Genomic DNA, 24420 nt, shown 5'->3' with positions numbered 1-24420 from the left:
GTCACAATCCATCAATCGGGGGTATACGGTCACGCCGTCACATGTTAGAGACATCGCGCCCTGTCCGATTCTCGTGAATTAAGCACGTAATGCGTTGGCTTTACCGGAGTTTAGCGCCTTGCCTTGGTAGAATTGCGCGATGAAAAAAATTGTCATCTTGATTTCCGGGCGAGGCTCCAATATGGAAGCCATCGTCCGTGCCTGCGCGGGGGGCGGCTGGCCTGCCCGGGTGGCGGCAGTACTGTCGAACCGGCCGGATGCCGCCGGGCTGCAATTCGCGCAGCAGCAGGGCATCGAAACCGGCGTGGTCGACCATCGCCAGCACCCTGACCGTGCTGCTTTCGACGCGGCTTTGGCCGAGGCCATCGACGCCTACGCGCCCGACCTGGTGGTACTTGCCGGTTTCATGCGTATACTCACGCCCGGCTTCGTCGACCGCTATGCGGGCCGGCTGCTGAATATCCATCCGTCGCTGCTGCCGTGCTTCCCGGGCCTGAACACCCACAAGCAGGCGCTGGACGCCGGCGTCAAGCTGCATGGCGCCACCGTGCACTTTGTCACCCCTGAACTCGACCATGGCCCGATCGTGATCCAGGCTGCACTTGATGTGCAGCCCGCGGACACGCCCGAGAGCCTGGCCGCGCGCCTGCTCGAATGCGAGCACGTGATCTATCCCCGCGCCGTGCAATGGTTCGTCGAGAACCGCCTGCAACTGCAGGACGGCGTAGTCAACGTTATCAACCCGGCCGAATCGCAATTGCTGATGGCCATCTCCGCCAATACCCCGGCGGGAGGAGTCAAGGCATGAGTCGCACCCAGGCAGGAACCCGATCCCCGCGCAGCGAAGGACGCGCCCCCGTGCGCAGCAAGGGCAAGGGCAGCCCCATCCGCAAGTCGCCCAATGCCGACGGCGCCGCGGTCCGCTCGCACGGCGGCCTGCATGCCACCCATATCCAGCATATCGACCGCCTGCTCGGCAAGGTCATGCTGTTTGCGCGCCCGGCCGATGCCGTGGTGAGCTACTACTTCCGCGAGAACAGCAAGCTTGGCCACCGCGAGCGCGGCATCATCGCCGAGGCCATCTACGCGGTGCTGCGCCGGCGCGTCGAGTTTGCGCAGTTTGCCGAAAGCGGCACGGGCGCGACCTCGCGCCGGCTGGCGCTGCTGGGCCTGGCCGCGACCCTGGGCCGCGACACGCTGACGCCGTTCCTGCATCCCGAAGAAGCCGAGTGGCTGGACCGACTGACCACGATCGAGCGCTCCAGCCTGGCGCCGCGCGTGCGCGCCAACCTGCCCGAGTGGCTCTACGATGAACTGGTGCGCGGCCACGGCGAGGCCTTTGCGGCGGCCCTGGGCGACGCGCTGCTGCGTCCGGCGCCGCTGGACCTGCGCGTCAACCTGGCCAAGACCAGCCGCGAAGCCGCACTGGCCGAGCTGCAGGCCGCCGGCCTGGGCGCCGAGCCCACGCCGATGGCGCCGGCCGGCATCCGCATGGCCGGCAAGCCGGCGCTGAACCAGCTGCCGATCTTCGTCAACGGCCTGGTCGAGGTGCAGGATGAGGGCAGCCAGCTGCTGTGCAACCTGGTCGCACCCAAGCGCGGCGAGATGGTGGTCGACTTCTGCGCCGGCGCGGGCGGCAAGACCCTGGCGCTCGGCGCGGCGATGCGCTCCACCGGCCGGCTCTATGCCTTTGACGTATCGGAAAAGCGCCTGGCCAACCTGAAGCCGCGGCTGGCGCGCAGCGGGCTGTCCAACGTCCACCCGGTGCTGATCGACTCCGAGCGCGACGCCAAGATCAAGCGCCTGGCCGGCAAGGCCGACCGCGTGCTGGTCGACGCGCCCTGCAGCGGGCTGGGCACGCTGCGCCGCAACCCCGACCTGAAGTGGCGGCAATCGCCGGAGTCGGTGCTGGAACTGACTGCCAAGCAGAGCGCGATCCTGGACTCGGCCGCGCGGCTGGTGAAGGGCGGCGGCCGCGTGGTCTACGCGACCTGCAGCGTGCTGGAAGCTGAAAACGAGCAGATCGTGCGCGACTTCCTGGCTGCGCACCCCAACTTCCGCCTGGTGCCGGCCGCCGAAGTGCTGGCCGAGCAGAAGATCGAAGTGACCGGGCTGCCGGACAACGGCATGTTTGCCCTGTATCCGCACCTGCACCAGACCGACGGCTTCTTTGCCGCGGTGCTGGAACGCACCAGCTGAGCGGCGGTGCCTGCCGGGCCGCCCGCCGATCGCGCGGGCGGCCGCGCCAACCCTGAGTTTCCTCCATGAACGGTGAGACCCTGTCCGACCTGGGCGGCCTGAAGGACCTGAAGGCCTCCCATTCCATGTTCGGCAAGATGCTGGACGACCTGATCCGCGACGCAGGCGGGCCGGGCTTCTTCTGGCAGCTGCTGGTACTGGCCGGCTGCCTGCTGGTGGCGTGGCCGCTGGCGCGCTTCGTGGTGCGGCGCCTGGAAGCGCGCTACGAAAGCTCAAGCTTCTCCGTGCGCTTTGCCGCCGCCAGCCTCGAGCGCGCCATGTTCCCGCTCGCCGGCTGGGTGCTGGTGCTGATCGCCCGCTTCGCGCTGGCGCCGCTGATCCCGATCAGCGTGCTGCGCCTGGCGCTGGTGCCGCTGTTCGGCATCACCTTCCTGAATTTCACCTTCTATGTGCTGCGCCGGGTAATGTCGGGCAGCGGCCAGCTGCACGGCATGCTGCTGCTGGTGGAGAAGGTGCTGACCACGCTGGTGTGGGCCGGCATGGCGCTGTACGTGCTGGGTGTGCTGGCGGACGTGGTGGCGTGGATGGAGGGCGTGCGCTTCTCGATCGGCGGCAAGCAGAAGATCAACCTGGCCGACACCCTGATGGCGGTGGTCTGGATCCTGCTGACGGTGCTGGTGGCGCTGTGGTTCGGTTCCTGGCTGGAAGAGCGGCTGATGCGCTCGACCAACCTCGACGGCAACCTGAAGGTGGTGCTGACGCGCATCTCCAAGGCCTTGCTGCTGCTGGTGTCGCTGCTGCTGAGCCTGTCGCTGGTGGGGATCGACCTGACCGTGCTGTCGGTGTTCGGTGGCGCGCTGGGCGTGGGCCTGGGGCTGGGTTTGCAGAAGATCGCCAGCAACTACATCTCCGGCTTCATCATCCTGCTGGACCGCTCGGTCAAGCTGGGCGACCAGATCACGGTGGACAAGTACACCGGCATCGTGTCGCAGATCCGCACCCGCTACACGGTGGTGCGCAACGGCGATGGCGAAACCCTGGTGCCGAACGAGCAGCTGGTGGCGCAGCCGGTGCAGAACCATTCGTTCTCCAACACCAATGTGCGCGTGGCTACCCGGGTGCAGGCAGACTACAACGCCGATCCGGAAACGGTGATCGCGCTGCTGACCGCGTGCGTGCGCAACCTGCCGCGCGTGCTGCCCGAACCGGAGCCCGCCGCTTTCCTGGTGCTGTTTGCCGACAGCGGCATCGAGTACGAGGTCGCGGTCTTCGTGGCCGATCCGCAGAACGGCAAGCTGGGCGTGCAGTCCGCGATGAACCGCGCGATCTGGCGCACGCTCCGCGAGCATGGGATTTCCATCCCCTATCCGCAGCGCGAACTCCGCGTGCTGGGGGGAGCACCCTTGCCCGGTGCCGATCTGCCCCCATCTAACATCGTAGCGGAGGCGAATGCGGCGAGTGCCGCATAGGCCGCCAAGCGGGCGCAGCATGCGCCACCCACGGAACGAAAACCGTTGCACCCCGTCAAAATCCGGGAAATAGCGTATGCTTGCGCGTCGCGCGATCCGGTAGAATGCCGGGTTGTCGCGGGTTGCAGCTAAGGTTGCAGCGCACGCTCCCACATCAGACAGCCGCCAGATTGCAGCGGCTCGTACCTTGTCCCGCCCGCGGAGGGTCATCCCAGCGCCGGCGCGAGACTCGTGTGCCTGGGAGCCCGGAATGACTTCGGGTCCCGTGGCAGGCGCCAGAAAGCTATCGCAATCACTTGGATTCGCAGCCTTTTTTCTGCGCATTGCGTGCACCGGCCCCGCCGGGCTGCACGGGAAAGTCCCTGTTTAACTGACGGAGAACAGTTTGTTCGACACTATTCTTGACTGGGCCGCCAACGGCCTTGCCAACTGGACCTGGTGGGAGATCGTCATCTACACGCTCGTGATGACGCATATCACGATCGCCGGCGTCACCATCTTCCTGCACCGCTGCATGGCGCACCGGTCGCTGGATCTGCACCCGATCGCCCAGCATTTCTTCCGCTTCTGGCTCTGGCTGACCACGGGCATGGTCACGCGCGAGTGGACCGCGATCCACCGCAAGCACCACGCCAAGTGCGAAACCGAAGAAGATCCGCACAGCCCGCAGACCCGCGGCATCCGCAAGGTGCTGCTGGAGGGCGCGGAGTTGTATCGGGCCGAATCCAAGAACAAGGAAACCATCGCCAAGTTCGGCCATGGCTGCCCCAATGACTGGGTCGAGCGCAATGTGTACTCGCGCTTCGGCTGGCAGGGTGTCGGCCTGATGCTGATCATCGACCTGGCGCTGTTCGGCGTGATCGGCATGACCGTGTGGGCGGTGCAGATGCTGTGGATCCCGATCCATGCCGCCGGCATCATCAACGGCCTTGGCCACTGGTGGGGTTATCGCAACTACGATTGCGAGGACGCCTCGACCAATGTATCGCCGTGGGGTCTGATCATTGGTGGCGAAGAACTGCACAACAACCACCACACCTACCCGACCTCGGCCAAGTTCTCGATCAAGTGGTATGAGTTCGATGTGGGCTGGGGCTATATCCGCGCGATGCAGGCAGTCGGCCTGGCCAAGGTCAAGAAGACCCCGCCCAAGGCGCGCCTGGTGGAAGCCCGCCCGGTTGACCACAACACGCTGGAAGCGATCATCGCCAACCGCTATGACGTGATGGCGCGCTACGCCAAGGCCGTCAAGGGCGCGTTCCGCCAGGAACTGGACAAGCTCAAGGAAGGCGGCGTGGCCGAGTACCGCAGCTTCAAGCCGGCCAGCAAGTGGTTCCACCGCGAGGAAACCAAGCTGGCCGCGCCGCAGCGCGAACAGCTCGCCAGCATCGTCGAACAGAACAAGGCGCTGCAGACCTTCGTCGAAATGCGCCGTGAACTGGCCGCCATCTGGGGCCGTTCCAACCTGACGCGCGAGCAGCTGCTGCAGCAGCTGCAGGCCTGGTGCCATCGTGCCGAGGCCAGTGGCATCCAGGCGCTGCAAGATTTCTCGCTGCGCCTGCGCCGCTACGCCTGATACAATTCGGCCGCGCCGTATGGTTTGACAAAGCCCCGCCCATGGCGGGGCTTTTGTTTTAGATAAACTCCCCAATATTCTGGCCGGGCCGCACCCTTGCTGGCGGAGGTCTAGAGGAGTACCGGAGATGACCCCACAATCGATCAAGACCGTCGAGTTCGAAAAGCCGAACCTGTCGGATGCCGAAAACGCCACTGGCGGTAGCTGCGTGGCCCATGCCTGGGCCAAGGTGCCGCCGGTGCTGACGCCCGACGAGCGCCAGTCCCTGAAGACACGTATTCGCCGCCTGCTCAAGGAGCGCAATGCGGTGCTGGTGGCGCACTATTACGTCGACGCCGACCTGCAGGACCTGGCCGAGGAAACCGGCGGCTGCGTCTCCGACTCCCTGGAAATGGCCCGCTTCGGCCGCGACCACGAGGCCCAGACCCTGGTGGTGGCGGGCGTGCGCTTCATGGGCGAGACCGCCAAGATCCTGAGCCCCGAGAAGACCGTGCTGATGCCGGACCTGGACGCGACCTGCTCGCTCGACCTGGGTTGCCCGGCCGACGAGTTCGCCGCCTTCTGCGATGCGCACCCGGACCGCACCGTGGTGGTCTACGCCAACACCAGCGCCGCCGTGAAGGCGCGCGCGGACTGGATGGTGACCTCCAGCATCGGCCTGAAGATCGTCGAGCACCTGCATGCGCAGGGCAAGAAGATCCTGTGGGCGCCGGACAAGCACCTGGGCAGCTATATCCAGAAGCAGACCGGTGCCGACATGCTGCTGTGGCAGGGCTCGTGCCTGGTGCACGACGAGTTCAAGGGCATCGAGCTGGACCTGCTGCGCCGCGAATTCCCCAACGCCAAGATCCTGGTGCATCCGGAATCGCCGGAAAACGTGGTGGCGCAGGCCGACGTGGTCGGCTCCACCTCGCAGCTGATCGAGGCCGCACAGAAGCTGGACGCGACCGAGTTCATCGTCGCCACCGACAACGGCATCCTGCACAAGATGCGCATGGCGGCGCCTGGCAAGCACTTCATTGAAGCGCCCACGGCCGGCAACAGCGCCACCTGCAAGAGCTGCGCGCACTGCCCGTGGATGGCCATGAACGCGCTCACCAACCTGGCCGAGGTGCTGGAAACCGGCCGCAACGAGATCCATGTCGACCCGGTGACCGGGCGCCAGGCGGTGACTTGCATCAACCGCATGTTGGACTTCGCCGCCGCGCAGAAGCGCAATGTGCGTCCGTCGGCAGACCTGGCCAAGGAACAGGCGCTGTTCCAGGGGATTGGCCCGGCATGAGCGTGAACCCGATTTTCGACAGCTATGGCCCGGCGCTGCAGGCCGCGCTGCAAGCCAATGTGCAGGCCGCCATTGCCGAGGATGTCGGCAGCGGCGATCTGACCGGCCTGCTGGTACCTGCGGCCAAGGCGGCGCGCGCACGCGTGATCGTGCGCGAGTCCGCCGTGCTATGCGGCCAGCCCTGGTTCGATGCCTGCATGCGTGCAGTCGACCCGGCGCTGGAAGTGCGCTGGCTGCAGCAGGAAGGTGCCCGCATGGCGCCCGATTCGGTGGTCTGCGAGATCACCGGTCCGGCGCGCTCGCTGCTGACGGCGGAGCGCCCGTCGCTGAATTTCCTGCAGCTGCTGTCGGGCGTGGCCACCGCCACGCGCCGCTATGCCGACCTGATCGCCGGCACCCGTGCGCGCGTGCTGGATACGCGCAAGACGCTGCCGGGCCTGCGCCTGGCGCAGAAGTACGCGGTCCGTATCGGCGGCGGCGAGAACCAGCGGCTGGCGCTGTACGATGGCATCCTGATCAAGGAAAACCACATCGCCGCGGCTGGCAGCATCAGCGCGGCCATGCAGGCGGCGCTGGCGCTGGATACCAGCGCGTCGGTGCAGATCGAGGTGGAATCGCTGGCCGAGCTGGAAGAAGCGCTGGCGGCCGGCGCGAAGTCGGTGCTGATCGACAACTTCACCGTGCCGATGATGCAGGATGCGGTCAGGCTCAACCGGGGCAGGGCGCTGCTGGAGGTGTCGGGCGGCGTCAATGCCGACACCATCCGCACCTTTGCCGAAACCGGCGTGGACCGGATCTCGGTCGGTGCGCTGACCAAGGACGTGCGGGCGACGGACTATTCGCTGCGGATCATCGGCTGACGCTTCGCGCGATACCAGAAAAACGGGGTGGGGCCTTGCGGCGCCACCCCGTTTTTCTTTGCCTGGCCGCCGTCAGCGCTTCCTTGCGGCTGGCGGCTGCATCACCGTCGGCAGCGCCTTGGGCAGTGCATCCGGATAGTCCCGGCTGAAATGCAGTCCCCGGCTTTCATGGCGCGAGTAGGCGCTGTCCACGATCAGCGAGGCCACCTCGACCAGGTTGCGCAGCTCCAGTAGGTCGCTGGTGACACGGAAGTGGGCGTAGTACTCGGCGATCTCCTCGCGCAGCAGGCCGATGCGGTGTTGGGCGCGTTCCAGGCGCTTGCTGGTGCGCACGATGCCGACGTAATTCCACATCATGCGGCGCAGCTCGTCCCAGTTGTGCGACACCACCACTTCCTCGTCGGCATCGGAGACGCGGCTTTCATCCCAGGCCGGCAGCGCGATGTCCGGCAGGCCGGCCTTGTCCTTGGACGAAATGTCCTCGGCCGTGGCGCGGCCGATCACCATGCATTCGAGCAGCGAGTTGGAGGCCAGCCGGTTGGCGCCGTGCAGGCCGGTGCACGCGGTTTCGCCGACGGCGTACAGGTTGCCGATATCGGTGCGCCCGGCGGTGTCGGTGACCACGCCGCCGCAGGTGTAGTGAGCGGCCGGCACCACGGGAATCGGCTCGCGCGTGATGTCGATGCCGAACTCCAGGCAGCGCGCGTGGATGGTCGGGAAGTGTTCCTTCAGGAAGGCCTCGGGCTGGTGGCTGATGTCCAGGTAGACGCAGTCCAGGCCGCGCTTCTTCATCTCGAAGTCGATCGCGCGCGCCACCACGTCGCGCGGCGCCAGTTCAGCGCGCGCATCGTGTTCGGGCATGAAGCGGGTGCCGTCGGGCAGCTTGAGCAGGCCGCCTTCGCCGCGCACCGCTTCGGAGATCAGGAAGGACTTGGCGTAGGGATGGTACAGGCAGGTCGGGTGGAACTGGATGAATTCCATGTTCGACACCCGGCAGCCCGCGCGCCAGGCCATGGCGATGCCGTCGCCGGTGGCCGTATCCGGGTTGGTGGTGTACAGGTAGACCTTGCCGGCACCGCCCGCGGCCAGCACGGTGTGCGTGGCGGTGAGGGTATGCACTGCGCCGGTGCTGTCGTCCAGCACGTAAAGGCCGTAGCAGCGGTTGCCCGGCAGGCCCAGCTTGCGCGAGGTGATCAGGTCGATCGCGAAGTGGTCTTCCAGGATGGTGATGTTCGGATGCTGCGTCGCCTGCTGCAGCAGCGTGCTGACCACGGCGTGGCCCGTGGCGTCGGCGGCGTGGATGATGCGCCGGCGGCTGTGGCCGCCCTCGCGCGTCAGGTGGAAGCCCAGTTCGGCCTGCTCGTCGCGCGTGAACGGCACGCCGCGGTCGATCAGCCACTGGATGGCCTCGCGCCCGTGCTCCACGATGAAGCGCGTGGCCTCTTCGTCGCACAGCCCCGCACCGGCGACGAGCGTGTCCTGCGTATGCTCGTCATGGCTGTCGCCGGAATCCAGCACGGCGGCAATCCCGCCCTGCGCCCAGTCGCTGGCGCCCTGGGTCATGGCGCGCTTGCTGAGGATGGCCACCCGGTGGGTGTCGGCCAGTTGCAGTGCGACCGTAAGGCCGGCCAGGCCGCTGCCGACGATGGCGACGTCGAAATTCATGATGCGGAGATGCGCCGGGGGGCGCTTGGCAGATGGGGGAAACGGGAAAGTCTACACCTGCCCGCCATGCCGTGCATCAGTGCCGCGGGTGCGGTGGTCGCCTATCGCACCAGCACTGCATGGACAAAACAAAAAGCCCCGCGGCATGGCGGGGCTTTCTGGCGGGAACCGGGATCAATTACTTGATCTTGGTTTCCTTGTAAGCGACGTGCTTGCGGGCGACGGGATCGAACTTCATGATCTCCATCTTTTCCGGCATGGTGCGCTTGTTCTTGGTGGTCGTGTAGAAATGACCCGTACCTGCGGTCGATTCCAGCTTGATCTTGTCGCGGCCGCCCTTGCTTGCCATGATGTGCTCCTAATTAGACTTCGCCGCGTGCGCGCAGGTCGGCGAGCACGGAGTCGATGCCTTTCTTGTCGATCAGGCGCAGGCCGGCGTTCGAGACGCGCAGGCTCACCCAGCGGTTTTCGGATTCAACGAAGAAACGACGATTCTGCAGGTTGGGCAGAAAACGGCGCTTGGTCTTGTTGTTTGCGTGGGAAACGTTGTTGCCGACCATCGGCGCTTTCCCGGTCACTTGACAGACGCGTGCCATGAAGCACTCCTAAATCTTCTATTCGTGGACAATGTTCGCAACAGATCAACAAAAGGCGCGCGGGCCCGGACTGCAGCGGTTGAGACTTCAGCAAAACGGGCATTATAGACCGGATTCCCTCGCCGAATCAATGCCTTCTGTGCTTTGACGTTATCTGGTGTTGCTGCGCTGCCGGTGCCGTGGCGTTGGCGTCACAGCCCGGGCGGGCGGTCGCAGCAGTCGGCCAGCGGTGGTGCCGCGCGGGTGGTTGTGCGCGCCGATGATGCCGGCCGCATTATGCACCAGCGCCTGGCGCGCCACCTCGCGCGGGTAGACGGCGGTGCGCGTCAGGGTGCCGCGGAACAGCTCCTCGCTGGCCACCATGCGGTTGGGCGGATCCAGGAACAGGCACAGGAACACCTCGTGCGGCAGCGATGCCAGCGTCAGGCGCAGGTAGTTGCGCACCGCCGCCGGGGAGTCGAAGCGGGTGGGCAGCCGCAGCGATTCGGCCAGCGCGCCCCGTGCCAGCTCCGGAATGGCCTGCAGCTAGGCATACTTGGTCTCGCCCATGCCGCGGATGCTGGTCAGCGCGCGCCCCTCGGCCGCGAACAGGGCTGTCAGCGAGCCGAAGCGGTGCAGCAGCTCGCGTGCCAGGTCCACGGCACTTTTGCCGGCCGCGCCCACGCGCAGCAAGATGGCCAGCAGCTCGGCGTCGGACAGGGCGGCGGCGCCGCTTTCCAGCAGTTTCTCGCGGGGCCGCTCGCAGGCGGGCCAGTTGGCAATGGTCATGAGCACTCCAGGGTAGTCACGCCGTGATGAGGGTGAGGCCGGGCCCGGGGCGGCGGGCGATGGGCCAGTCGAATACAATACGGGTTGTTGACCGGTTGATCACCCATGAATTTGCAAACTTTCGCGTCGGAAACCGACGGCGGCACGGCTGGCCGCAAGACTGTCCAGGCTGACTCTTTCCTGACCCTGCACTACAGCATCGCGCTCGAGAACGGCACCGAGGTTGTCAGCACGTTCGAGGAGAAACCCGCCACGCTGCTGCTCGGCCAGGGCCAGTTCGCGCCGACGCTGGAGCAGGCGCTGTTCGGCATGCCCGAAGGCGAGCGCATGACCTACCGGCTAGCGCCGGAGCAGGCCTTTGGCCCGCGCAACCCCGAGCTGCTGCAGTGGGTGTCGCTGGCCACGCTGCGCGAGAACAGTTCGTTCGAAGAGGACTACAGCCCGGGCGACCTGGTGGAGTTCAACGCGCCCGGCGGCGGCAAGTACGCGGGTGTGCTCAAGGAGATCGGCGAGACCGCTGCGCTCTTTGACTTCAACCATCCGCTGGCCGGGCAGACCATCCTGTTCGACGTGCAGCTGATCGGCATTCTCTGAGCACGCCGCACGCGTGCCGAACCATCCTGATACCGCAGCATGCCTGACCTGACCCTCGCACCCGACGCAGAAATCCTGATGGCGCAGCCGCGCGGCTTCTGTGCCGGCGTGGACCGTGCCATCGAGATCGTCGAGCGTGCGCTCGAGCGCTTCGGCGCGCCCATCTACGTGCGCCACGAGATCGTCCACAACGCCTATGTGGTGGCCGACCTGCGCCGCAAGGGCGCGGTGTTCGTGCGCGAGCTCGACGAGGTGCCCGCGGGCGCCACCGTCATCTTCAGCGCCCACGGCGTGTCGCGCGAAGTGCGCGCCGACGCCGCCGCGCGCGGGCTGCACGTGTTCGATGCCACCTGCCCGCTGGTGACCAAGGTGCATGTCGAGGTGAGCAAAATGCGCGCCGAGGGCTGCGAGATCGTGATGATCGGGCATCGCGGCCATCCGGAAGTGGAGGGCACCATGGGCCAGGCCAGCGGCGGCATGCTGCTGGTGGAGTCGGTGGCCGACGTCGCCACGCTGCAGGTTGCCGACCCGTCGCAGCTGGCCTACGTGACCCAGACCACGCTGTCGGTGGATGAGACCCGCGAGATCGTGGCCGCGCTCAAGGCGCGCTTCGCGCAGATCCGCGAGCCCAAGAAGCAGGACATCTGCTATGCCACGCAGAACCGCCAGGACGCGGTGAAGTTCATGGCGCCGCAGGTGGAGGTGGTGATCGTGGTGGGCAGCCCCAACAGTTCCAACTCCAACCGCCTGCGCGAGCTGGCCGAGCGCCTGGGTGTGCCGGCCTATATGGTGGATGCCCCCGAGCAGGTGCGCCCCGAATGGATCGCCGGCAAGCGCCGTATCGGCCTGACCGCCGGCGCTTCGGCGCCCGAGGCGCTGGCCCAGTCCATCGTTGACCGCCTGCGCGAACTTGGTGCGCGCCAGGTGCGGCCGCTCGACGGCATTCAAGAGAACATGGCGTTCCCGCTGCCGCGCGGACTGCTGCCAACCAGCGCCGCCGCCTGATGGGTGCGGGCTGCGCCCGCCTGCCAGCCTTGCCTTGAACAAGGGCGCCGCTTGATGCGGCGCCCTTTGTCTTTGGTGCGCCCGAATTGCAGCCGGCCGGTGCGAATAATGCACGAGGATGGTGCCGGTAATAACATGGCTGTCCTGCTGACCAGACAAATCAGGGTAATCCCCGGGTCTGGGGTTTTCCCTATTATGGTGCGGCGCTACATTCTGCACATTAGAGATGGGCGCAACTGAATTTAAATGAAACACCTAATTAATAAAGGCGCATTATAAGTGGTGCTGGCGATGCTTATACGCCTCACCGGGCGGCGCAGGCACGATTCTTGTAAGTAGGTGAGGCGGCCGCGTCATGTGAGCGGGAATTGCCGCAATCTGTGCATTGGGGAAATTCCCTAGCTCATTTGGTCGGTAAATGGTTAAGGATGTTGCGTCGCGTATTGCATCGACTAAGAAAGGGGATACAATGCGCGCGTTTCAAATTGAAACTAAACAAAGGCGGTCCAGGGAAACGTCCGGGAGGCGTTGAAAATCCCTGTCTTCGTGAATCCTAGGAGATCACTCATGCAAATCACGTTTGCCAAGATTCTGCCGATTGCGGCCGCAGTGGCGCTCGTAGCAGCTTGCGGCAAGAAGGAAGAGAAGCCGGCTGATGCGGCGTCTTCGGCGCCGGCTGCAGCAGCTCCTGCAGCGGGCGGCGGCGAAGTCGTCGTCAAGATCGGCCATGTGGCACCGCTCACCGGCGGCATTGCGCACCTTGGCAAGGACAACGAAAACGGCGCCCGCCTCGCCGTGGAAGAAGTCAACAAGACCGGCCTGGAAATCGGTGGCAAGAAGATCAAGCTGGAACTCGTCGGCGAAGACGACGCAGGCGATCCGAAGACCGGCACCGCCGTGGCGCAGAAGCTGGTCGACACCAAGGTGGTGGCGGTGGTCGGCCACCTGAACTCGGGCACCTCGATCCCGGCCTCGAAGATCTACAGCGATGCCGGCATCGTGCAGATCTCGCCGTCCGCGACCAACCCCGACTACACCAAGCAGGGCTTCAAGACCACCTTCCGCGTGGTGGCCACCGATGCCCAGCAGGGCCCGGCGCTGGCCAACTACGCCACCAAGAGCCTGCACGCCAAGAGCGTGGCGATCGTCGACGACGCCACCGCCTACGGCAAGGGCCTGGCCGACGAGTTCGAGAAGACTGCCAAGGCAGCCGGCGTGAGCGTGGTGGCGCGTGAAGCCACCAACGACAAGGCCACCGACTTCAAGGCCATTCTGACCAAGATCAAGGGCAAGAAGCCGGACGTCATCATGTACGGCGGCATGGACGCCACCGGCGGCCCGTTCGCCAAGCAGGCCAAGGAACTCGGCATCGGCGCCAAGATCGTCGGCGGCGACGGCGTATGTACCGACAAGGTGGCCGAACTGGCCGGCGATGCGGTCTCCAACATCATCTGCTCCGAGGCAGGTCTGGCGCTGTCGAAGATGGAGAAGGGCGCCGAGTTCGAGAAAAAGTATCAAGCCCGCTTCAATGCGCCGGTGCAGATTTACGCCCCGTTTACGTATGACGCGGTGATGGTCATCGTCGACGCCATGAAGCGCGCCAACTCTGCCGAGCCGGCCGCCATCCTGGTCGAGATGCCCAAGACCAACTACAAGGGCCTGATCGGCAACATCGCCTTCGACGAGAAGGGCGACATGAAGGAAGGCACCATCACGCTGTACGAGTACAAGGACAAGAAGAAGTCCGTGCTTGACATCGTGAAGATGTAATTCGGGCTTACCCGCCCGAATGTATGGACGGCACCGTGAGTACCTTGCGGTGCCGTTATTTTTAGCCTAGCCATATGTAATAGCGCCCTTACCATGGGCGGAACGCGGCAGGCCGCTTACCAGCAACCACCTTACCCACCACACCACTCATAAACACCAACGCCCACCCTGGCATCTACACTATGCCGAGCGGTCGGGGCAGAAGCAGGAGTTTTCATGGATATCTTTATCCAACAGATCGTGAACGGCCTGGTGATTGGCAGCATCTATGCGCTGATCGCACTGGGCTACACCATGGTCTACGGTATTCTCGGCATCATCAACTTCGCCCATGGCGACGTACTGATGATCGGCGCGCTGACCGCCCTGTCAGCCATCCTTGGTCTGCAGAAAATTGCCCCGGGGCTGCCCGAATGGCTGACGCTGGTCATCGCCACGCTGGTCGCCATGCCGGTCTGCGCCATGCTTTCGTTCACTATCGAGCGGGCCGCCTATCGACCGCTGCGCAATGCGCCGCGACTGGCCCCGCTGATTACCGCGATCGGCGTTTCCATCATCCTGCAGACAGTGGGGATGATGATCTGGTCGCGCAATCCGCTGACCTTCCCGCAACTGCTGCCTTCCGCGCCGATCGATATCGGCACGACCGGCGCCACCATCACCGGTAAGGAGATTGCGATCATCGCAATGGCAGTGCTGGTGATGGGAGGCCTGCTGCTGCTGGTCAACCGCACCAAGCTCGGCCGCGCCATGCGCGCCACCGCCGAGAACCAGAAGGTGGCCGGCCTGATGGGCGTCAACCCGAATTTCGTGATCTCCGCCACCTTCATGATCGGCGGCACGATGGCCGCGCTGGCTGGCGTGATGATGGCCACCAACTACGGCAACGCCCACTTCTACATGGGCTTCATCCCGGGACTGAAGGCGTTTACCGCCGCGGTGCTGGGCGGCATCGGCAATCTGGCCGGCGCCATGGTCGGCGGCATGCTGCTTGGCCTGATCGAAGCACTGGGCGCCGGCTACATCGGCGACCTTACCGGCGGCATCTTTGGCTCTAACTACCAGGATGTGTTTGCCTTCATCGTGCTGATCACGGTTCTGGTGTTCCGTCCGTCCGGCCTGATGGGCGAACGTGTTGCCGAGCGCGCCTGAGGAGAGAGAATCCATGAATACCCCGATTCCATCCACGGCGGTGGTTGCAGCACCGTCCCGAGTACCGGCCAAGACCCTGGCCGCGCTGCTGTCCTTCCTAGTGGTCGCCATGTGCGCGCCGTTCCTCGTGCAGACGCTGGGCGGCAATTACTGGGTGCGCGTGCTCGACTTTGCAATGCTGTACATCATGCTGGCGCTTGGCCTGAACATCGTGGTGGGCTTTGCCGGCCTGCTCGACCTGGGCTATATCGCGTTCTACGCGGTGGGCGCTTATCTGATGGCCTTGCTGGGCTCGCCCCATCTGGCCAACCAGTTCGAGGCAATCCACGCCCTGTTCCCGCAGGGGTTGCACCTGAGCATGTGGTTTGTGCTGCCAATCGCTGTGCTGGTGGCAGCCACGTTCGGCGTGCTGCTTGGCGCACCGACGCTCAAGCTGCGCGGCGACTACCTGGCTATCGTGACACTGGGCTTCGGCGAGATCATCCGTATCTTCCTGAACAACCTGGACCGTCCGGTGAACATCACCAACGGCCCGAAGGGCGTCACCGCGATCGACCCGGTCCATATCTTCGGCTTCGACTTTTCCAAAACGCACGAGATCTTTGGGCTCAAGTTGACGCCGGTGTTCATGTACTACTACCTGCTGGTCGCGCTGGTGATCGTCATCGTGTTCGTCTGCCTGCGCCTGCAGAACTCGCGTATCGGCCGTGCCTTCGTGGCGATTCGCGAAGATGAGATCGCCGCCAAGGCGATGGGCATCAATACCCGCAACATCAAGCTGCTGGCCTTCGCCATGGGGGCCTCCTTCGGTGGTTGCTCGGGTGCCGTGTTCGGCGCTTTCCAGGGTTTCGTCTCGCCCGAATCGTTCACGCTGTGGGAGTCCATCTACGTGCTGGCGATCGTTGTGCTGGGCGGCATTGGCCATATCCCGGGCGTGATCCTGGGCGGCATCTTGCTGGTCGGCTTCCAGGAGCTGCTGCGCGTGGTGGCCGAGCCGGTCCAGCACGCCATCTTCGGTCATGTAGTGGTCGATGCCGAAGTGCTGCGCCAGCTGCTGTTCGGCCTGGCCATGGTGGTGGTGATGCTGTACCGCCCGGCCGGCTTGTGGCCGTCGCCGCGCAAGGAAGACCGGCCGGTGGTGCGCCGTGCCGGCACCGTGGGCCGTTTCTGAGCAAGAGGACGAATAATGAGTAATGACAACTTCCTCCTGTCGGTACAGGGGGTCAACAAGCGTTTCGGCGGGCTGCAGGCCCTGTCGGAAGTGGGCCTGCAGATCAAGCAGGGCGAGATCTACGGCCTGATCGGGCCGAATGGCGCGGGCAAGACCACCTTCTTCAATGTGATCACGGGCCTGTACACACCGGACTCTGGCGAGTTCGTGCTGGACAGCAAGCCTTACCAGCCCACCGCGGTGCATGAAGTGGCCAAGGCCGGCATCGCCCGCACCTTTCAGAACATCCGCCTGTTCGGCGACATGACCGCGCTGGAGAACGTGATGGTGGGGCGCCACGTGCGCACCAAGGCCAATCTGCTGGGCGCGGTGTTTCGCCCGCCCTCGGTGCGGCGCGAGGAAGAGGCCATCGAGGACATGGCGCACGACCTGCTCGAATATGTCGGCATCGGCAAGTACGCCAACTTCACCTCGCGCAACCTCTCCTATGGCCACCAGCGCCGGCTCGAGATTGCCCGCGCGCTGGCCACCGAGCCCAAGCTGCTGGCGCTGGACGAGCCCGCGGCCGGCATGAATGCCACCGAGAAGGTTGAGCTGCGCGGCCTGCTCGACAAGATCCGCTCCGATGGCAAGACCATCCTGCTGATCGAGCACGACGTAAAACTGGTGATGGGCCTTTGCAATCGCATGACCGTGCTCGACTACGGCAAGGTCATCGCGCAGGGCCTGCCGCATGACGTCCAGAACAACCCGGCGGTGATCGAGGCCTACCTCGGCACTTCGGCCCACTGACGGGGGAGCCGCAAATGAATGACATAGTATTGAAGATCTCGGGCCTGAAGGTCGCGTATGGCGGCATCCAGGCAGTCAAGGGCATCGACCTCGACATCAAGGACGGCGAGCTGGTCACGCTGATCGGCGCCAACGGCGCCGGCAAGACCACCACCATGAAGGCCATCACCGGCCTGCAGGGCTGGGGCGGCGGCGATGTCGAGTACATGGGCAAGTCCATCAAGGGCGTACCCAGTTATGCGCTGCTAAAGCATGGCATGGCGATGGTGCCGGAAGGGCGGGGCGTGTTCGCCCGCATGACCATCACCGAGAACCTGCAGATGGGCGCCTACACGCGCAACGACGAGGCCGGCATCAAGGCTGACATCGACCGCATGTTCGGCATCTTCCCGCGCCTGAAGGAGCGTGCCAACCAGCTGGCCGGCACCATGTCCGGCGGTGAGCAGCAGATGCTGGCAATGGCGCGCGCGCTGATGAGCCAGCCGAAGCTGCTGCTGCTGGACGAGCCGTCGATGGGCCTGTCGCCGATCATGGTCGAGAAGATCTTCGAGGTCGTGCGCGACATCTCGGCGCAGGGCGTGACCGTGCTGCTGGTGGAGCAGAACGCGCGCCTGGCGCTGCAGGCTGCGCACCGCGGCTACGTGATGGAGTCGGGCCTGATCACCATGAGCGGGGACGCCAAGGAGATGCTGGACGATCCGAAGGTGCGGGCGGCTTACTTGGGCGAGTAAGGGGCTAACGGTTTTGGGTGCTCCAAAGCCATTCGAACCCGCCTAAGCAAGGTGTTCTCCCTCTCCCCTCATGGGGAGAGGGTTGGAGTGAGGGGTGGTCTAGCCAGGAACCACATCAAGCAGGGCCAACGGTTTTTATAAGCCCGTAGCGCTGGCAAACGCCTGCCCTCACCCCCACCCCTCTCCCGCAAGCGGGAGAGGGGAGCCTGCTGCGAGCGTCATCGACGCATCGGCACGCAGTGCTCAACAGTAGCCCTCACGCCTCGCCCCCGCGAGGCTTTTTTGTCAGGCCAGCTTCTTCAGCAGCGTGCGCAGCATGCCGGTCATCTGGTCGATCTCTTCACGCGTCACGTTCAGCGCCGGCATGAAGCGCAGCAGGTTCGCGCGCGGCGCGTTCAGCAGCAGGCCTTGCGGCGCCATGTCGCGGGCTTCTTCCACTAGTTGCGGGCCGATGTCCTTGCCCAGCATCAGCGCGCGCAGCAGGCCGTCGCCGCGTTCGCCGCCCAGGCCAAACTCGGCCGACAGCGCCAGCAGCTGTTCCCGCAGGTATTCGCCCTTGGCCTTGACGTCGTCGAGGAAGCCCGGCGCGGTCAGCTGCTCGATCACGGCGCTGCCCACCGCGGTCATCAGCGGGTTGCCGTTGTAGGTGCCGCCCTGGTCGCCGGCCTCGAAGCAGGCGGCCTCGGCCTTGCACAGCAGCGCCGACAGCGGCACGCCGCCGCCGATGCCCTTGCCCAGCGTCATGATGTCCGGCTCCACGCCCGCCAGCTCGTAGGCGAACAGGGTGCCGCAGCGTCCGCACCCGGTCTGCACTTCATCGACGATCAGCAGCAGCCTGTGCTTGTCGGCCAGTGCGCGCAGGCCCTGCATGAACTCGCGCGTGGCGGGGAGCACGCCGCCTTCGCCCTGCACCGGCTCGAGCATGATGCCGACGGTCTTGTCGGTGATCAGCTTCTCCACCGAAGCCAGGTCGTTGAGGTCGGCCTTGGGGAAGCCCGACACCTGTGGCGCGAAGATGGTGTCCCAGCCGGCCTTGCCCGACGCGCTCATGGTGGCGAGCGTGCGGCCATGGAAGCTGTGGTCCATGGTGATGATCTCGAAGGCGCCGTCCTTGTGCTTGCGGCCCCATTTGCGCGCCAGCTTGATCGCGCCTTCGTTGGCCTCGGCGCCGCTGTTGGCGAAGAAGACCTTGTCGAAGCAGCTGTGGTCGGTCAGCTGCCGGGCCAGCTTGAGCATCGGCTCGTTGTAGAAGGCCGGGCTCGGGTTGATCAGCCGGTGCGACTGGGCCACCAGCGCGTCGATCATGCCCTGGTTGGAATGGCCCAGGCAGTTCACTGCCCAGCCCTGCACGAAGTCCAGGTATCGCTTGCCGTTGTGATCCGTCAGCCAGGAGCCCTTGCCCTCGGTGAACACGAGCTCGGGCCGGTTGGTGATGTACATCAGGGATTGGACGGGATACTCAGCAAATGCCATGGCGGACTCCAGGGGTCGGCTTTAAACGATGGACGGACGGGCGTAACAACCGGGATAAAAACAAAAAGCCACGGGGGTTGCCCGTGGCTCGTTGACATGAACAGACGCAGTCGACGGTCAGCCGCGCGGCACCCCAGTGGGGAGCGACGTACGGAAGCTGCGGCGTCGGTTGAAGGTCATGTGCATGCGGGCAAATATAAGGCGCATGCGCCCGGGTGTCAAAACGAATTTTGGCAGGCCCGGGCATTGTTGCGCTGACGGAACGGCTGGCGGCGGCTTGCGCCTCAGGCCGCCGGGGCCGAGCCGGCCGGGTGCATGTCGGCCTCGGAAGTGAACGAGTCGGCGAAGAACGCGTCCTCGTGCAGCTTGCACTGGCGGGTGAAGTCGCCGCGCGCGGCATTGATCATCACCGGGGCGCCGCAGGCATAGACCTCGTGGCCCGACAGGTCGGGATGGTCGGCGATCACGGCCTGGTGGACAAAGCCGGTGCGGCCTTGCCAGTTGTCGTCAGGCAGCGCGTCGGAGACCACCGGCACGTACTGGAAGTTGGACAGCTCGCGCGCCCACTGCTCGCACAGCGCGTGCATGTACAGGTCCTTGGGCCGGCGGCCGCCCCAGTACAGGGTCATCGGGCGCTCGATGCCGGTGTAGGCAGCGTGCTCGACGATGGCCTTGATCGGCGCGAAGCCGGTGCCGGAAGCCAGCAGGATGATCGGGGCCTCGGATTCCTCGCGCAGGAAGAAGCTGCCCAGCGGGCCCTCGAAGCGCAGGATGTCGCGCTCCTTCATGACCGGCTGGCCTTCCTTAGCGCCGAACACGTAGTCGGTGAAGGCGCCGCCCGGCATATGGCGGATATGCAGCTCGATCGGGCCGTCTTCATGCGGCGGCGTGGCGATCGAATAGCTGCGGCGCTTGCCGTCGCGCAGCAGGAATTCCACGTACTGGCCGGCCAGGTACTGCATGCGCTCGGTCGCCGGCAGCTGCAGCTTGATGGCGATCACGTCGTCGGCCAAGCGCTCGATCGCGGTCACGCGGCACGGCACCTTCTTGATCGGGATGTCGCCCGCGCCGTGGACTTCGCGGCACTCGATGGTGACGTCCGAGGCGGCGTTGGCGCAGCAGAACAGGGCGCGGCCCTCGGTCTTCTCCTGCGCGGTCAGTGCCGCCGGGGCGTGGTCGCCCTGCACGATGGTGCCTTCGAGCACGCGGCCCTTGCATGAGCCGCAGGCGCCGTTCTTGCAGCCGTAGGGCAGTCCGATGCTGTGGCGCAGGGCTGCGCCGAGGATGGTTTCGTCCGCGGCCACTTCAAACTTGTGGCCGCTGGGCATGACGGTTACTTGATAAGCCATAATCGGTCTATGAGCCAAATTCTGTCGAAGCTGCAGCCCTCGCGCCTCCCACAAGCTCCGCGGCTGCCGGCACCTTCGCGCCGGCTGGGCCGCCCGCGCCTGTTGATCGTCGGCTGCGGGGATGTGGGGACGCGCTGCCTGCGAATCCTGTCGTCGCGCATGCGTGTCTTTGCCGTGACTTCACAGCCGGCGCGCCGCGCTGAACTGCGTGCCGCCGGCGCGGTGCCGCTGGTGGCGGACCTGGACCGGCCGGCCACGCTGGCACGGCTGCACGGGCTGGCCACGCAGGTGCTGGACCTGGCGCCGCCGCCCGGGCAGGGCGAAGGCGATCCGCGCACGCGTGCCTTGCTCGCCGCCTTGCGCCGGGCGGCCTGGCGCAAGGCCAGGACGTCGGCCGGCATGCTTCCCGGCGAGCCCGCCATTCTACCCGACCGGGGCAGGCCCCGCGCTGCGTTTGTCTACGCCAGCACGTCGGGTGTGTATGGCGACCGGCAGGGGGCCCGGGTCTCGGAATTCCACGCCGTTCGGCCCCAGACCGCCCGCGCGCGCCGCCGCGTGGCCGCCGAGCAGGCAGTGCGCGGCTTCGGCCGCGATGCCGGCTGGCGTGCCAGCATCGTGCGCATCCCCGGCATTTATGCCGAAGACCGCCTGCCGCTGGCGCGCCTGCACCGCGGCACGCCCGCGCTGGTGCCGCAGGACGATGTCTACACGAGCCATATCCACGCCGACGACCTGGCGCGCACCATGGTCGCGGCGCTGTTCCGCGGCCGCGCGCAGCGCGTGGTCCATGCCAGCGACGACACCGAGCTACGCATGGCCGACTACTTCGACCTGGTCGCCGACCGTCGCGGTCTGCCGCGCCCGCCGCGGATCACGCGTGGCGAGGCGCGTGAAGTGATCGACAAGACGCTGCTGAGCTTCATGAGCGAATCGCGCCGCCTCGACAACCGCCGCCTGAAACGCGAACTGCGCCTGCGGCTGCGTTATCCGACCGTCACTTCCTTCTTCGACGCCTGACCGCCTGGCCGGCGCGCTCCAGTACGCTGGCACGGGGCTTGCTGCCCCTGTGCGTCGTTTTAATCCTGTCTATACAACAACACTTCCGCCGCCCCGGCCTGGTGCCAGCACCACAATCCATGAACCGGACCGGTGCGAGGCCTGTTGAGAAATCCCCGCCAGAAAGCGCCTTTCAAGGTGCTTATCCGCCTAGTTGCTTGGTGGAAGCCCTACGTTGACTTGTATATACAGGTACTGTTTAATGTCCGAAAACGAGCGCGGCCGCACGCATGGCCTGGCGTCGACGGACACACCAAAGGAGCGTACAGATGAGGAATCACAGCAGGATTCGCGGTCGGATGGCAGTGCAGGCCGTGGTGCTGGTTGCGGCATTGGGGGCTGGTGCGGCCCAGGCGCAGAACACCCAGGTCACGCTGGGCATGAGCGGCTGGACCGGTTTCGCGCCGCTGACGCTGGCCGACAAGGCCGGTATCTTCAAGAAGCACGGCGTGGACGTCGACATCAAGATGATCCCGCAGAAGGACCGCCACCTGGCGCTGGCCTCGGGTGCGATCCAGTGCGCGGCCACCACGGTGGAAACGCATGTGGCCTGGAACGCCAACGGCGTGCCTATCACCCAGATCGTGCAGCTCGACAAGTCCTACGGCGCCGACGGCCTGGCCGTGCGTAGTGACGTCAAGGGCTTCGCCGACCTGAAGGGCAAGACCATCGGCGTCGATGCGCCGGGCACCGCGCCGTATTTCGGCCTGGCCTGGATGCTGAAGAAGAACGGCATGACGCTCAAGGACGTCAAGACCACCACGCTGTCGCCGCAGGCGGCCGCGCAGGCCTTCGTGGCCGGCCAGAATGACGGCGCCATGACCTATGAGCCGTACCTGTCGACGGTGCGCCAGAACCCGGACAAGGGCAAGATCCTGGCGACCACGCTCGACTACCCGATGGTGACCGATACGCTGGGCTGCGCGCCGAAGTGGCTTAAAGAGAATCCCAAGGCCGCGCAGGCGCTGGTCGACAGCTACTTCGAGGCGCTGGAGATGATCCAGAAGGAGCCGGCCAAGGCCAACGACATCATGGGCGCGGCGGTCAAGCAGACCGGCGAGCAGTTCGCCAAGTCCTCTGCCTACCTGCGCTGGCAGGACCGCGAGGCCAACCGCAAGTTCTTTGCCGGCGAGCTCGCCAGCTTCAGCAAGGAAGCGGCAGCGGTGCTGCTGGATATCGGCGTGATCCGCCAGGTGCCGGACGTGACGGCGCTGTATGACGCGCGTTTCCTCAAGTAACCGACAGTCTTCAGGAGGCGTGACGTCATGACGCAAGCCAGACTTGGAACACCCGCCCCGGCCGCTGCCGCGGCGGCCCCTGCCGCAGCGGCGGCGCCGGTGCGCCGGCGCCACCCGTGGCTGGCCCCGCTGGTGCCGGTGGCACCCAACACGCGCTGGATGCTGGGCCTGTCCTTCTTTGTGCTGTTCTTCGGCATCTGGGCCGTGGTGACGCTGGGCGGCTTCGTGCCGCGCACGTTCCTGGCCGATCCGATGACGATGGCCAGGGAAGGCGTGCTGCTGTTCACGGAGTACAACTTCATCGGCGACATCGGCATGACCGTGTGGCGCGTGGTCGGCGGCTTCGTGCTGGCTGCGGTGCTGGCGGTGCCGCTGGGCATTTTCATGGGCGCCTACAAGGCGGCCGAGGCGTTCTTCGAGCCCTTTGTGTCGTTCTGCCGCTACCTGCCCGCGTCGGCCTTTATCCCGCTGCTGATCCTGTGGGCCGGCATCGGCGAGACGCAGAAGCTGCTGGTGATCTTCATCGGCTCGTTCTTCCAGATCGTGCTGATGGTGGCGGTGGCCGTCGGCGGCGCGCGCAAGGACCTGGTGGAGGCGGCCTACACGCTGGGCTCCAACAGCGCCGGCATCGTGCGGCGCGTGCTGATTCCCGGCGCCGCGCCGGAGATCGCGGAGATCCTGCGGCTGGTGCTGGGCTGGGCCTGGACCTACGTGATCGTGGCCGAGCTGATCGGCTCGTCGTCGGGCATCGGCCACATGATCACCGACAGCCAGGCGTTGCTCAACACCGGGCAGATCATCTTCGGCATCATCGTGATCGGCTGCATCGGCCTGGTCTCGGACCTTGTCTTCAAGCGCGCCAACCAGCGCCTGTTCCCGTGGAGTTCGATCCAATGAGCGCACTGTCCATCCAGCAGGTCTCGCGCACCTTCTCCAACCCGCGCGGCGGCCAGACCCTGGCGCTGCAGCCGGTCGACTTCGAGGTCCGCGACAATGACTTCGTCACCATCCTCGGGCCGTCGGGCTGCGGCAAGTCCACGCTGCTGCGCATCGTCGCAGGGCTGGATACGCCCACCAGCGGCCGCGTGCTGCTGGACGGCCAGCCAGTGTCCGCCCCCGGCGCGGACCGCGGCATGGTGTTCCAGTCGTACACGCTGTTCCCGTGGCTGACGATCGAGCAGAACGTGCGTTTCGGCTTGCGTGAGCGCGGCATGAGCGCCGGCGAGCAGAAGGAGCGCAGCGACTTCTTTATCCAGCGGGTGGGGCTGCGCGGCTTCGAGCACCATTACCCCAAGCAGCTGTCGGGCGGCATGCAGCAGCGTACCGCGATTGCGCGCGCGCTGGCCAACGATCCCAAGATCCTGCTGCTCGACGAGCCCTTCGGTGCGCTCGACAACCAGACCCGCGTGCTGATGCAGGAGTTGCTGCTGGGTATATGGGAGGCGTCGCGCAAGACGGTATTATTCGTGACCCACGATATCGACGAGGCCATTTTCATGGCCAACCGGGTGGCGGTGTTTTCTGCCAGGCCGGGTCGGATCAAGAGCGAGATCGCGGTGGATTTCCCGCATCCGCGCCATTACACCGTCAAGACCACTCCGGAGTTCTCCGCGCTCAAGGCGCGGCTGACCGAGGAGATTCGCGCCGAGGCCATGGCCTCGGCCGAGCACTAGG

22 protein-coding genes and 1 pseudogene are annotated in these 24420 nt (G+C 65.6%); 17 read left to right on the top strand and 6 right to left on the bottom strand.

Going from position 1 to position 24420, the window contains the following annotated elements; all coding sequences use genetic code 11:
* Positions 1-139: 139 nt before the first annotated feature.
* The 6 genes from purN to nadC all read left to right on the top strand — a co-directional run bounded on the left by purN (position 140) and on the right by nadC (position 7386).
* Positions 140-808: a phosphoribosylglycinamide formyltransferase gene (purN, locus tag AC1Q7H_RS02435; protein WP_013957876.1), complete on the top strand. Its 669-nt coding sequence runs from the start codon at positions 140-142 to the stop codon at positions 806-808.
* Positions 805-2199: an RsmB/NOP family class I SAM-dependent RNA methyltransferase gene (locus AC1Q7H_RS02430; RefSeq protein ID WP_013957875.1), complete on the top strand. Its 1395-nt coding sequence runs from the start codon at positions 805-807 to the stop codon at positions 2197-2199. The genes purN and AC1Q7H_RS02430 overlap by 4 nt, the downstream gene beginning before the upstream one ends.
* A gap of 65 nt (positions 2200-2264) precedes the next feature.
* Positions 2265-3668, top strand: a complete 1404-nt coding sequence (locus tag AC1Q7H_RS02425; RefSeq protein WP_013957874.1) for a mechanosensitive ion channel family protein — start codon at positions 2265-2267, stop codon at positions 3666-3668.
* A gap of 385 nt (positions 3669-4053) precedes the next feature.
* Positions 4054-5244: a DesA family fatty acid desaturase gene (locus AC1Q7H_RS02420; RefSeq protein ID WP_013957873.1), complete on the top strand. Its 1191-nt coding sequence runs from the start codon at positions 4054-4056 to the stop codon at positions 5242-5244.
* Between the two features lie 127 nt (positions 5245-5371).
* Positions 5372-6526 carry a quinolinate synthase NadA gene (nadA, locus tag AC1Q7H_RS02415; protein ID WP_013957872.1) on the top strand — a complete coding sequence of 385 codons (1155 nt, stop codon included), beginning with the start codon at positions 5372-5374 and terminating at the stop codon, positions 6524-6526.
* Positions 6523-7386, top strand: a complete 864-nt coding sequence (nadC, locus tag AC1Q7H_RS02410; protein ID WP_211980252.1) for a carboxylating nicotinate-nucleotide diphosphorylase — start codon at positions 6523-6525, stop codon at positions 7384-7386. Before nadA ends, nadC begins: the two co-directional genes overlap by 4 nt.
* 72 nt (positions 7387-7458) lie before the next feature.
* Here nadC and nadB read toward each other — a convergent pair whose 3' ends face one another.
* From nadB to radC, 4 genes and pseudogenes are all read right to left on the bottom strand, one after another.
* The gene (gene nadB / locus AC1Q7H_RS02405; RefSeq protein ID WP_492380940.1) at positions 7459-9051 is read right to left on the bottom strand and encodes an L-aspartate oxidase; all 1593 of its coding nucleotides are present in this window, start codon (positions 9049-9051) and stop codon (positions 7459-7461) included.
* Positions 9052-9229: 178 nt separating this feature from the next.
* Positions 9230-9400 (bottom strand): 50S ribosomal protein L33, encoded by a 171-nt coding sequence (gene rpmG / locus AC1Q7H_RS02400; protein ID WP_010814980.1) that lies wholly within the window; start codon positions 9398-9400, stop codon positions 9230-9232.
* A 13-nt stretch (positions 9401-9413) separates the two neighbouring features.
* Entirely contained in the window at positions 9414-9647 is a 234-nt protein-coding gene (gene rpmB, locus AC1Q7H_RS02395) for a 50S ribosomal protein L28 (protein ID WP_006575661.1), read from the bottom strand.
* A gap of 150 nt (positions 9648-9797) precedes the next feature.
* Positions 9798-10415: pseudogene (gene radC, locus AC1Q7H_RS02390) on the bottom strand (RadC family protein).
* Positions 10416-10520: 105 nt separating this feature from the next.
* On the opposite strand from radC, the gene AC1Q7H_RS02385 reads away from it, so the two are divergent.
* The 7 genes from AC1Q7H_RS02385 to AC1Q7H_RS02355 all read left to right on the top strand — a co-directional run bounded on the left by AC1Q7H_RS02385 (position 10521) and on the right by AC1Q7H_RS02355 (position 17630).
* Entirely contained in the window at positions 10521-11009 is a 489-nt protein-coding gene (locus AC1Q7H_RS02385) for an FKBP-type peptidyl-prolyl cis-trans isomerase (protein WP_013957868.1), read from the top strand.
* Between the two features lie 39 nt (positions 11010-11048).
* On the top strand, positions 11049-12014 hold the full coding sequence (gene ispH, locus AC1Q7H_RS02380; RefSeq protein WP_013957867.1) for a 4-hydroxy-3-methylbut-2-enyl diphosphate reductase: 966 nt from the start codon (positions 11049-11051) through the stop codon (positions 12012-12014).
* Between the two features lie 567 nt (positions 12015-12581).
* Positions 12582-13784, top strand: coding sequence for a branched-chain amino acid ABC transporter substrate-binding protein (locus AC1Q7H_RS02375; protein WP_013957866.1), 1203 nt, complete (start codon positions 12582-12584; stop codon positions 13782-13784).
* Positions 13785-14000: 216 nt separating this feature from the next.
* Entirely contained in the window at positions 14001-14936 is a 936-nt protein-coding gene (locus AC1Q7H_RS02370) for a branched-chain amino acid ABC transporter permease (RefSeq protein ID WP_013957865.1), read from the top strand.
* A 13-nt stretch (positions 14937-14949) separates the two neighbouring features.
* A complete protein-coding gene (locus AC1Q7H_RS02365) occupies positions 14950-16107 on the top strand; it encodes an ABC transporter permease subunit (RefSeq protein WP_211980248.1) in 1158 nt (385 codons plus the stop codon).
* A gap of 15 nt (positions 16108-16122) precedes the next feature.
* The gene (locus tag AC1Q7H_RS02360; protein ID WP_013957863.1) at positions 16123-16899 is read left to right on the top strand and encodes an ABC transporter ATP-binding protein; all 777 of its coding nucleotides are present in this window, start codon (positions 16123-16125) and stop codon (positions 16897-16899) included.
* A 14-nt stretch (positions 16900-16913) separates the two neighbouring features.
* Positions 16914-17630, top strand: a complete 717-nt coding sequence (locus AC1Q7H_RS02355) for an ABC transporter ATP-binding protein (protein ID WP_013957862.1) — start codon at positions 16914-16916, stop codon at positions 17628-17630.
* 285 nt (positions 17631-17915) lie between these two features.
* Here the strand turns inward: AC1Q7H_RS02355 and AC1Q7H_RS02350 are convergent, their stop codons facing one another.
* Positions 17916-19103 (bottom strand): acetylornithine transaminase, encoded by a 1188-nt coding sequence (locus AC1Q7H_RS02350; RefSeq protein WP_492377810.1) that lies wholly within the window; start codon positions 19101-19103, stop codon positions 17916-17918.
* 284 nt (positions 19104-19387) lie between these two features.
* Positions 19388-20452 (bottom strand): CDP-6-deoxy-delta-3,4-glucoseen reductase, encoded by a 1065-nt coding sequence (locus AC1Q7H_RS02345; protein ID WP_492380939.1) that lies wholly within the window; start codon positions 20450-20452, stop codon positions 19388-19390.
* A 9-nt stretch (positions 20453-20461) separates the two neighbouring features.
* Between AC1Q7H_RS02345 and AC1Q7H_RS02340 the strand changes: the two genes are divergently transcribed.
* The 4 genes from AC1Q7H_RS02340 to AC1Q7H_RS02325 all read left to right on the top strand — a co-directional run bounded on the left by AC1Q7H_RS02340 (position 20462) and on the right by AC1Q7H_RS02325 (position 24419).
* Positions 20462-21469: an NAD-dependent epimerase/dehydratase family protein gene (locus AC1Q7H_RS02340; RefSeq protein ID WP_013957859.1), complete on the top strand. Its 1008-nt coding sequence runs from the start codon at positions 20462-20464 to the stop codon at positions 21467-21469.
* Between the two features lie 308 nt (positions 21470-21777).
* Positions 21778-22746, top strand: a complete 969-nt coding sequence (locus tag AC1Q7H_RS02335; protein ID WP_013957858.1) for an ABC transporter substrate-binding protein — start codon at positions 21778-21780, stop codon at positions 22744-22746.
* A gap of 27 nt (positions 22747-22773) precedes the next feature.
* A complete protein-coding gene (locus tag AC1Q7H_RS02330; RefSeq protein ID WP_013957857.1) occupies positions 22774-23643 on the top strand; it encodes an ABC transporter permease in 870 nt (289 codons plus the stop codon).
* Complete coding sequence (locus tag AC1Q7H_RS02325) at positions 23640-24419, top strand: ABC transporter ATP-binding protein (RefSeq protein ID WP_492380938.1); 780 nt, start codon at positions 23640-23642, stop codon at positions 24417-24419. The genes AC1Q7H_RS02330 and AC1Q7H_RS02325 overlap by 4 nt, the downstream gene beginning before the upstream one ends.
* Position 24420 lies beyond the last annotated feature (1 nt).

It is taken from the genome of Cupriavidus sp. GW823-FHT06D04 (assembly GCF_058795055.1).
Note: the sequence above shows the minus strand (reverse complement) of the source record. Positions and strands in the feature narration are given on the sequence as shown.

Bases quoted from the DNA above. Each gene is read 5' to 3' on its own strand.
- AC1Q7H_RS02365 (WP_211980248.1), top strand. From the start codon at position 14,950: ATGAATACCCCGATTCCATCCACGGCGGTGGTTGCAGCACCGTCCCGA.
- nadA (WP_013957872.1), top strand. From the start codon at position 5,372: ATGACCCCACAATCGATCAAGACCGTCGAGTTCGAAAAGCCGAACCTG.
- AC1Q7H_RS02370 (WP_013957865.1), top strand. From the start codon at position 14,001: ATGGATATCTTTATCCAACAGATCGTGAACGGCCTGGTGATTGGCAGC.
- nadC (WP_211980252.1), top strand. From the start codon at position 6,523: ATGAGCGTGAACCCGATTTTCGACAGCTATGGCCCGGCGCTGCAGGCC.
- AC1Q7H_RS02340 (WP_013957859.1), top strand. From the start codon at position 20,462: ATGAGCCAAATTCTGTCGAAGCTGCAGCCCTCGCGCCTCCCACAAGCT.
- AC1Q7H_RS02360 (WP_013957863.1), top strand. From the start codon at position 16,123: ATGAGTAATGACAACTTCCTCCTGTCGGTACAGGGGGTCAACAAGCGT.
- AC1Q7H_RS02430 (WP_013957875.1), top strand. From the start codon at position 805: ATGAGTCGCACCCAGGCAGGAACCCGATCCCCGCGCAGCGAAGGACGC.
- AC1Q7H_RS02350 (WP_492377810.1), bottom strand. From the start codon at position 19,103: ATGGCATTTGCTGAGTATCCCGTCCAATCCCTGATGTACATCACCAAC.
- purN (WP_013957876.1), top strand. From the start codon at position 140: ATGAAAAAAATTGTCATCTTGATTTCCGGGCGAGGCTCCAATATGGAA.
- AC1Q7H_RS02375 (WP_013957866.1), top strand. From the start codon at position 12,582: ATGCAAATCACGTTTGCCAAGATTCTGCCGATTGCGGCCGCAGTGGCG.
- rpmB (WP_006575661.1), bottom strand. From the start codon at position 9,647: ATGGCACGCGTCTGTCAAGTGACCGGGAAAGCGCCGATGGTCGGCAAC.
- rpmG (WP_010814980.1), bottom strand. From the start codon at position 9,400: ATGGCAAGCAAGGGCGGCCGCGACAAGATCAAGCTGGAATCGACCGCA.
- AC1Q7H_RS02425 (WP_013957874.1), top strand. From the start codon at position 2,265: ATGAACGGTGAGACCCTGTCCGACCTGGGCGGCCTGAAGGACCTGAAG.
- AC1Q7H_RS02335 (WP_013957858.1), top strand. From the start codon at position 21,778: ATGAGGAATCACAGCAGGATTCGCGGTCGGATGGCAGTGCAGGCCGTG.
- AC1Q7H_RS02330 (WP_013957857.1), top strand. From the start codon at position 22,774: ATGACGCAAGCCAGACTTGGAACACCCGCCCCGGCCGCTGCCGCGGCG.
- AC1Q7H_RS02385 (WP_013957868.1), top strand. From the start codon at position 10,521: ATGAATTTGCAAACTTTCGCGTCGGAAACCGACGGCGGCACGGCTGGC.
- nadB (WP_492380940.1), bottom strand. From the start codon at position 9,051: ATGAATTTCGACGTCGCCATCGTCGGCAGCGGCCTGGCCGGCCTTACG.
- AC1Q7H_RS02345 (WP_492380939.1), bottom strand. From the start codon at position 20,452: ATGGCTTATCAAGTAACCGTCATGCCCAGCGGCCACAAGTTTGAAGTG.
- AC1Q7H_RS02355 (WP_013957862.1), top strand. From the start codon at position 16,914: ATGAATGACATAGTATTGAAGATCTCGGGCCTGAAGGTCGCGTATGGC.
- AC1Q7H_RS02325 (WP_492380938.1), top strand. From the start codon at position 23,640: ATGAGCGCACTGTCCATCCAGCAGGTCTCGCGCACCTTCTCCAACCCG.
- ispH (WP_013957867.1), top strand. From the start codon at position 11,049: ATGCCTGACCTGACCCTCGCACCCGACGCAGAAATCCTGATGGCGCAG.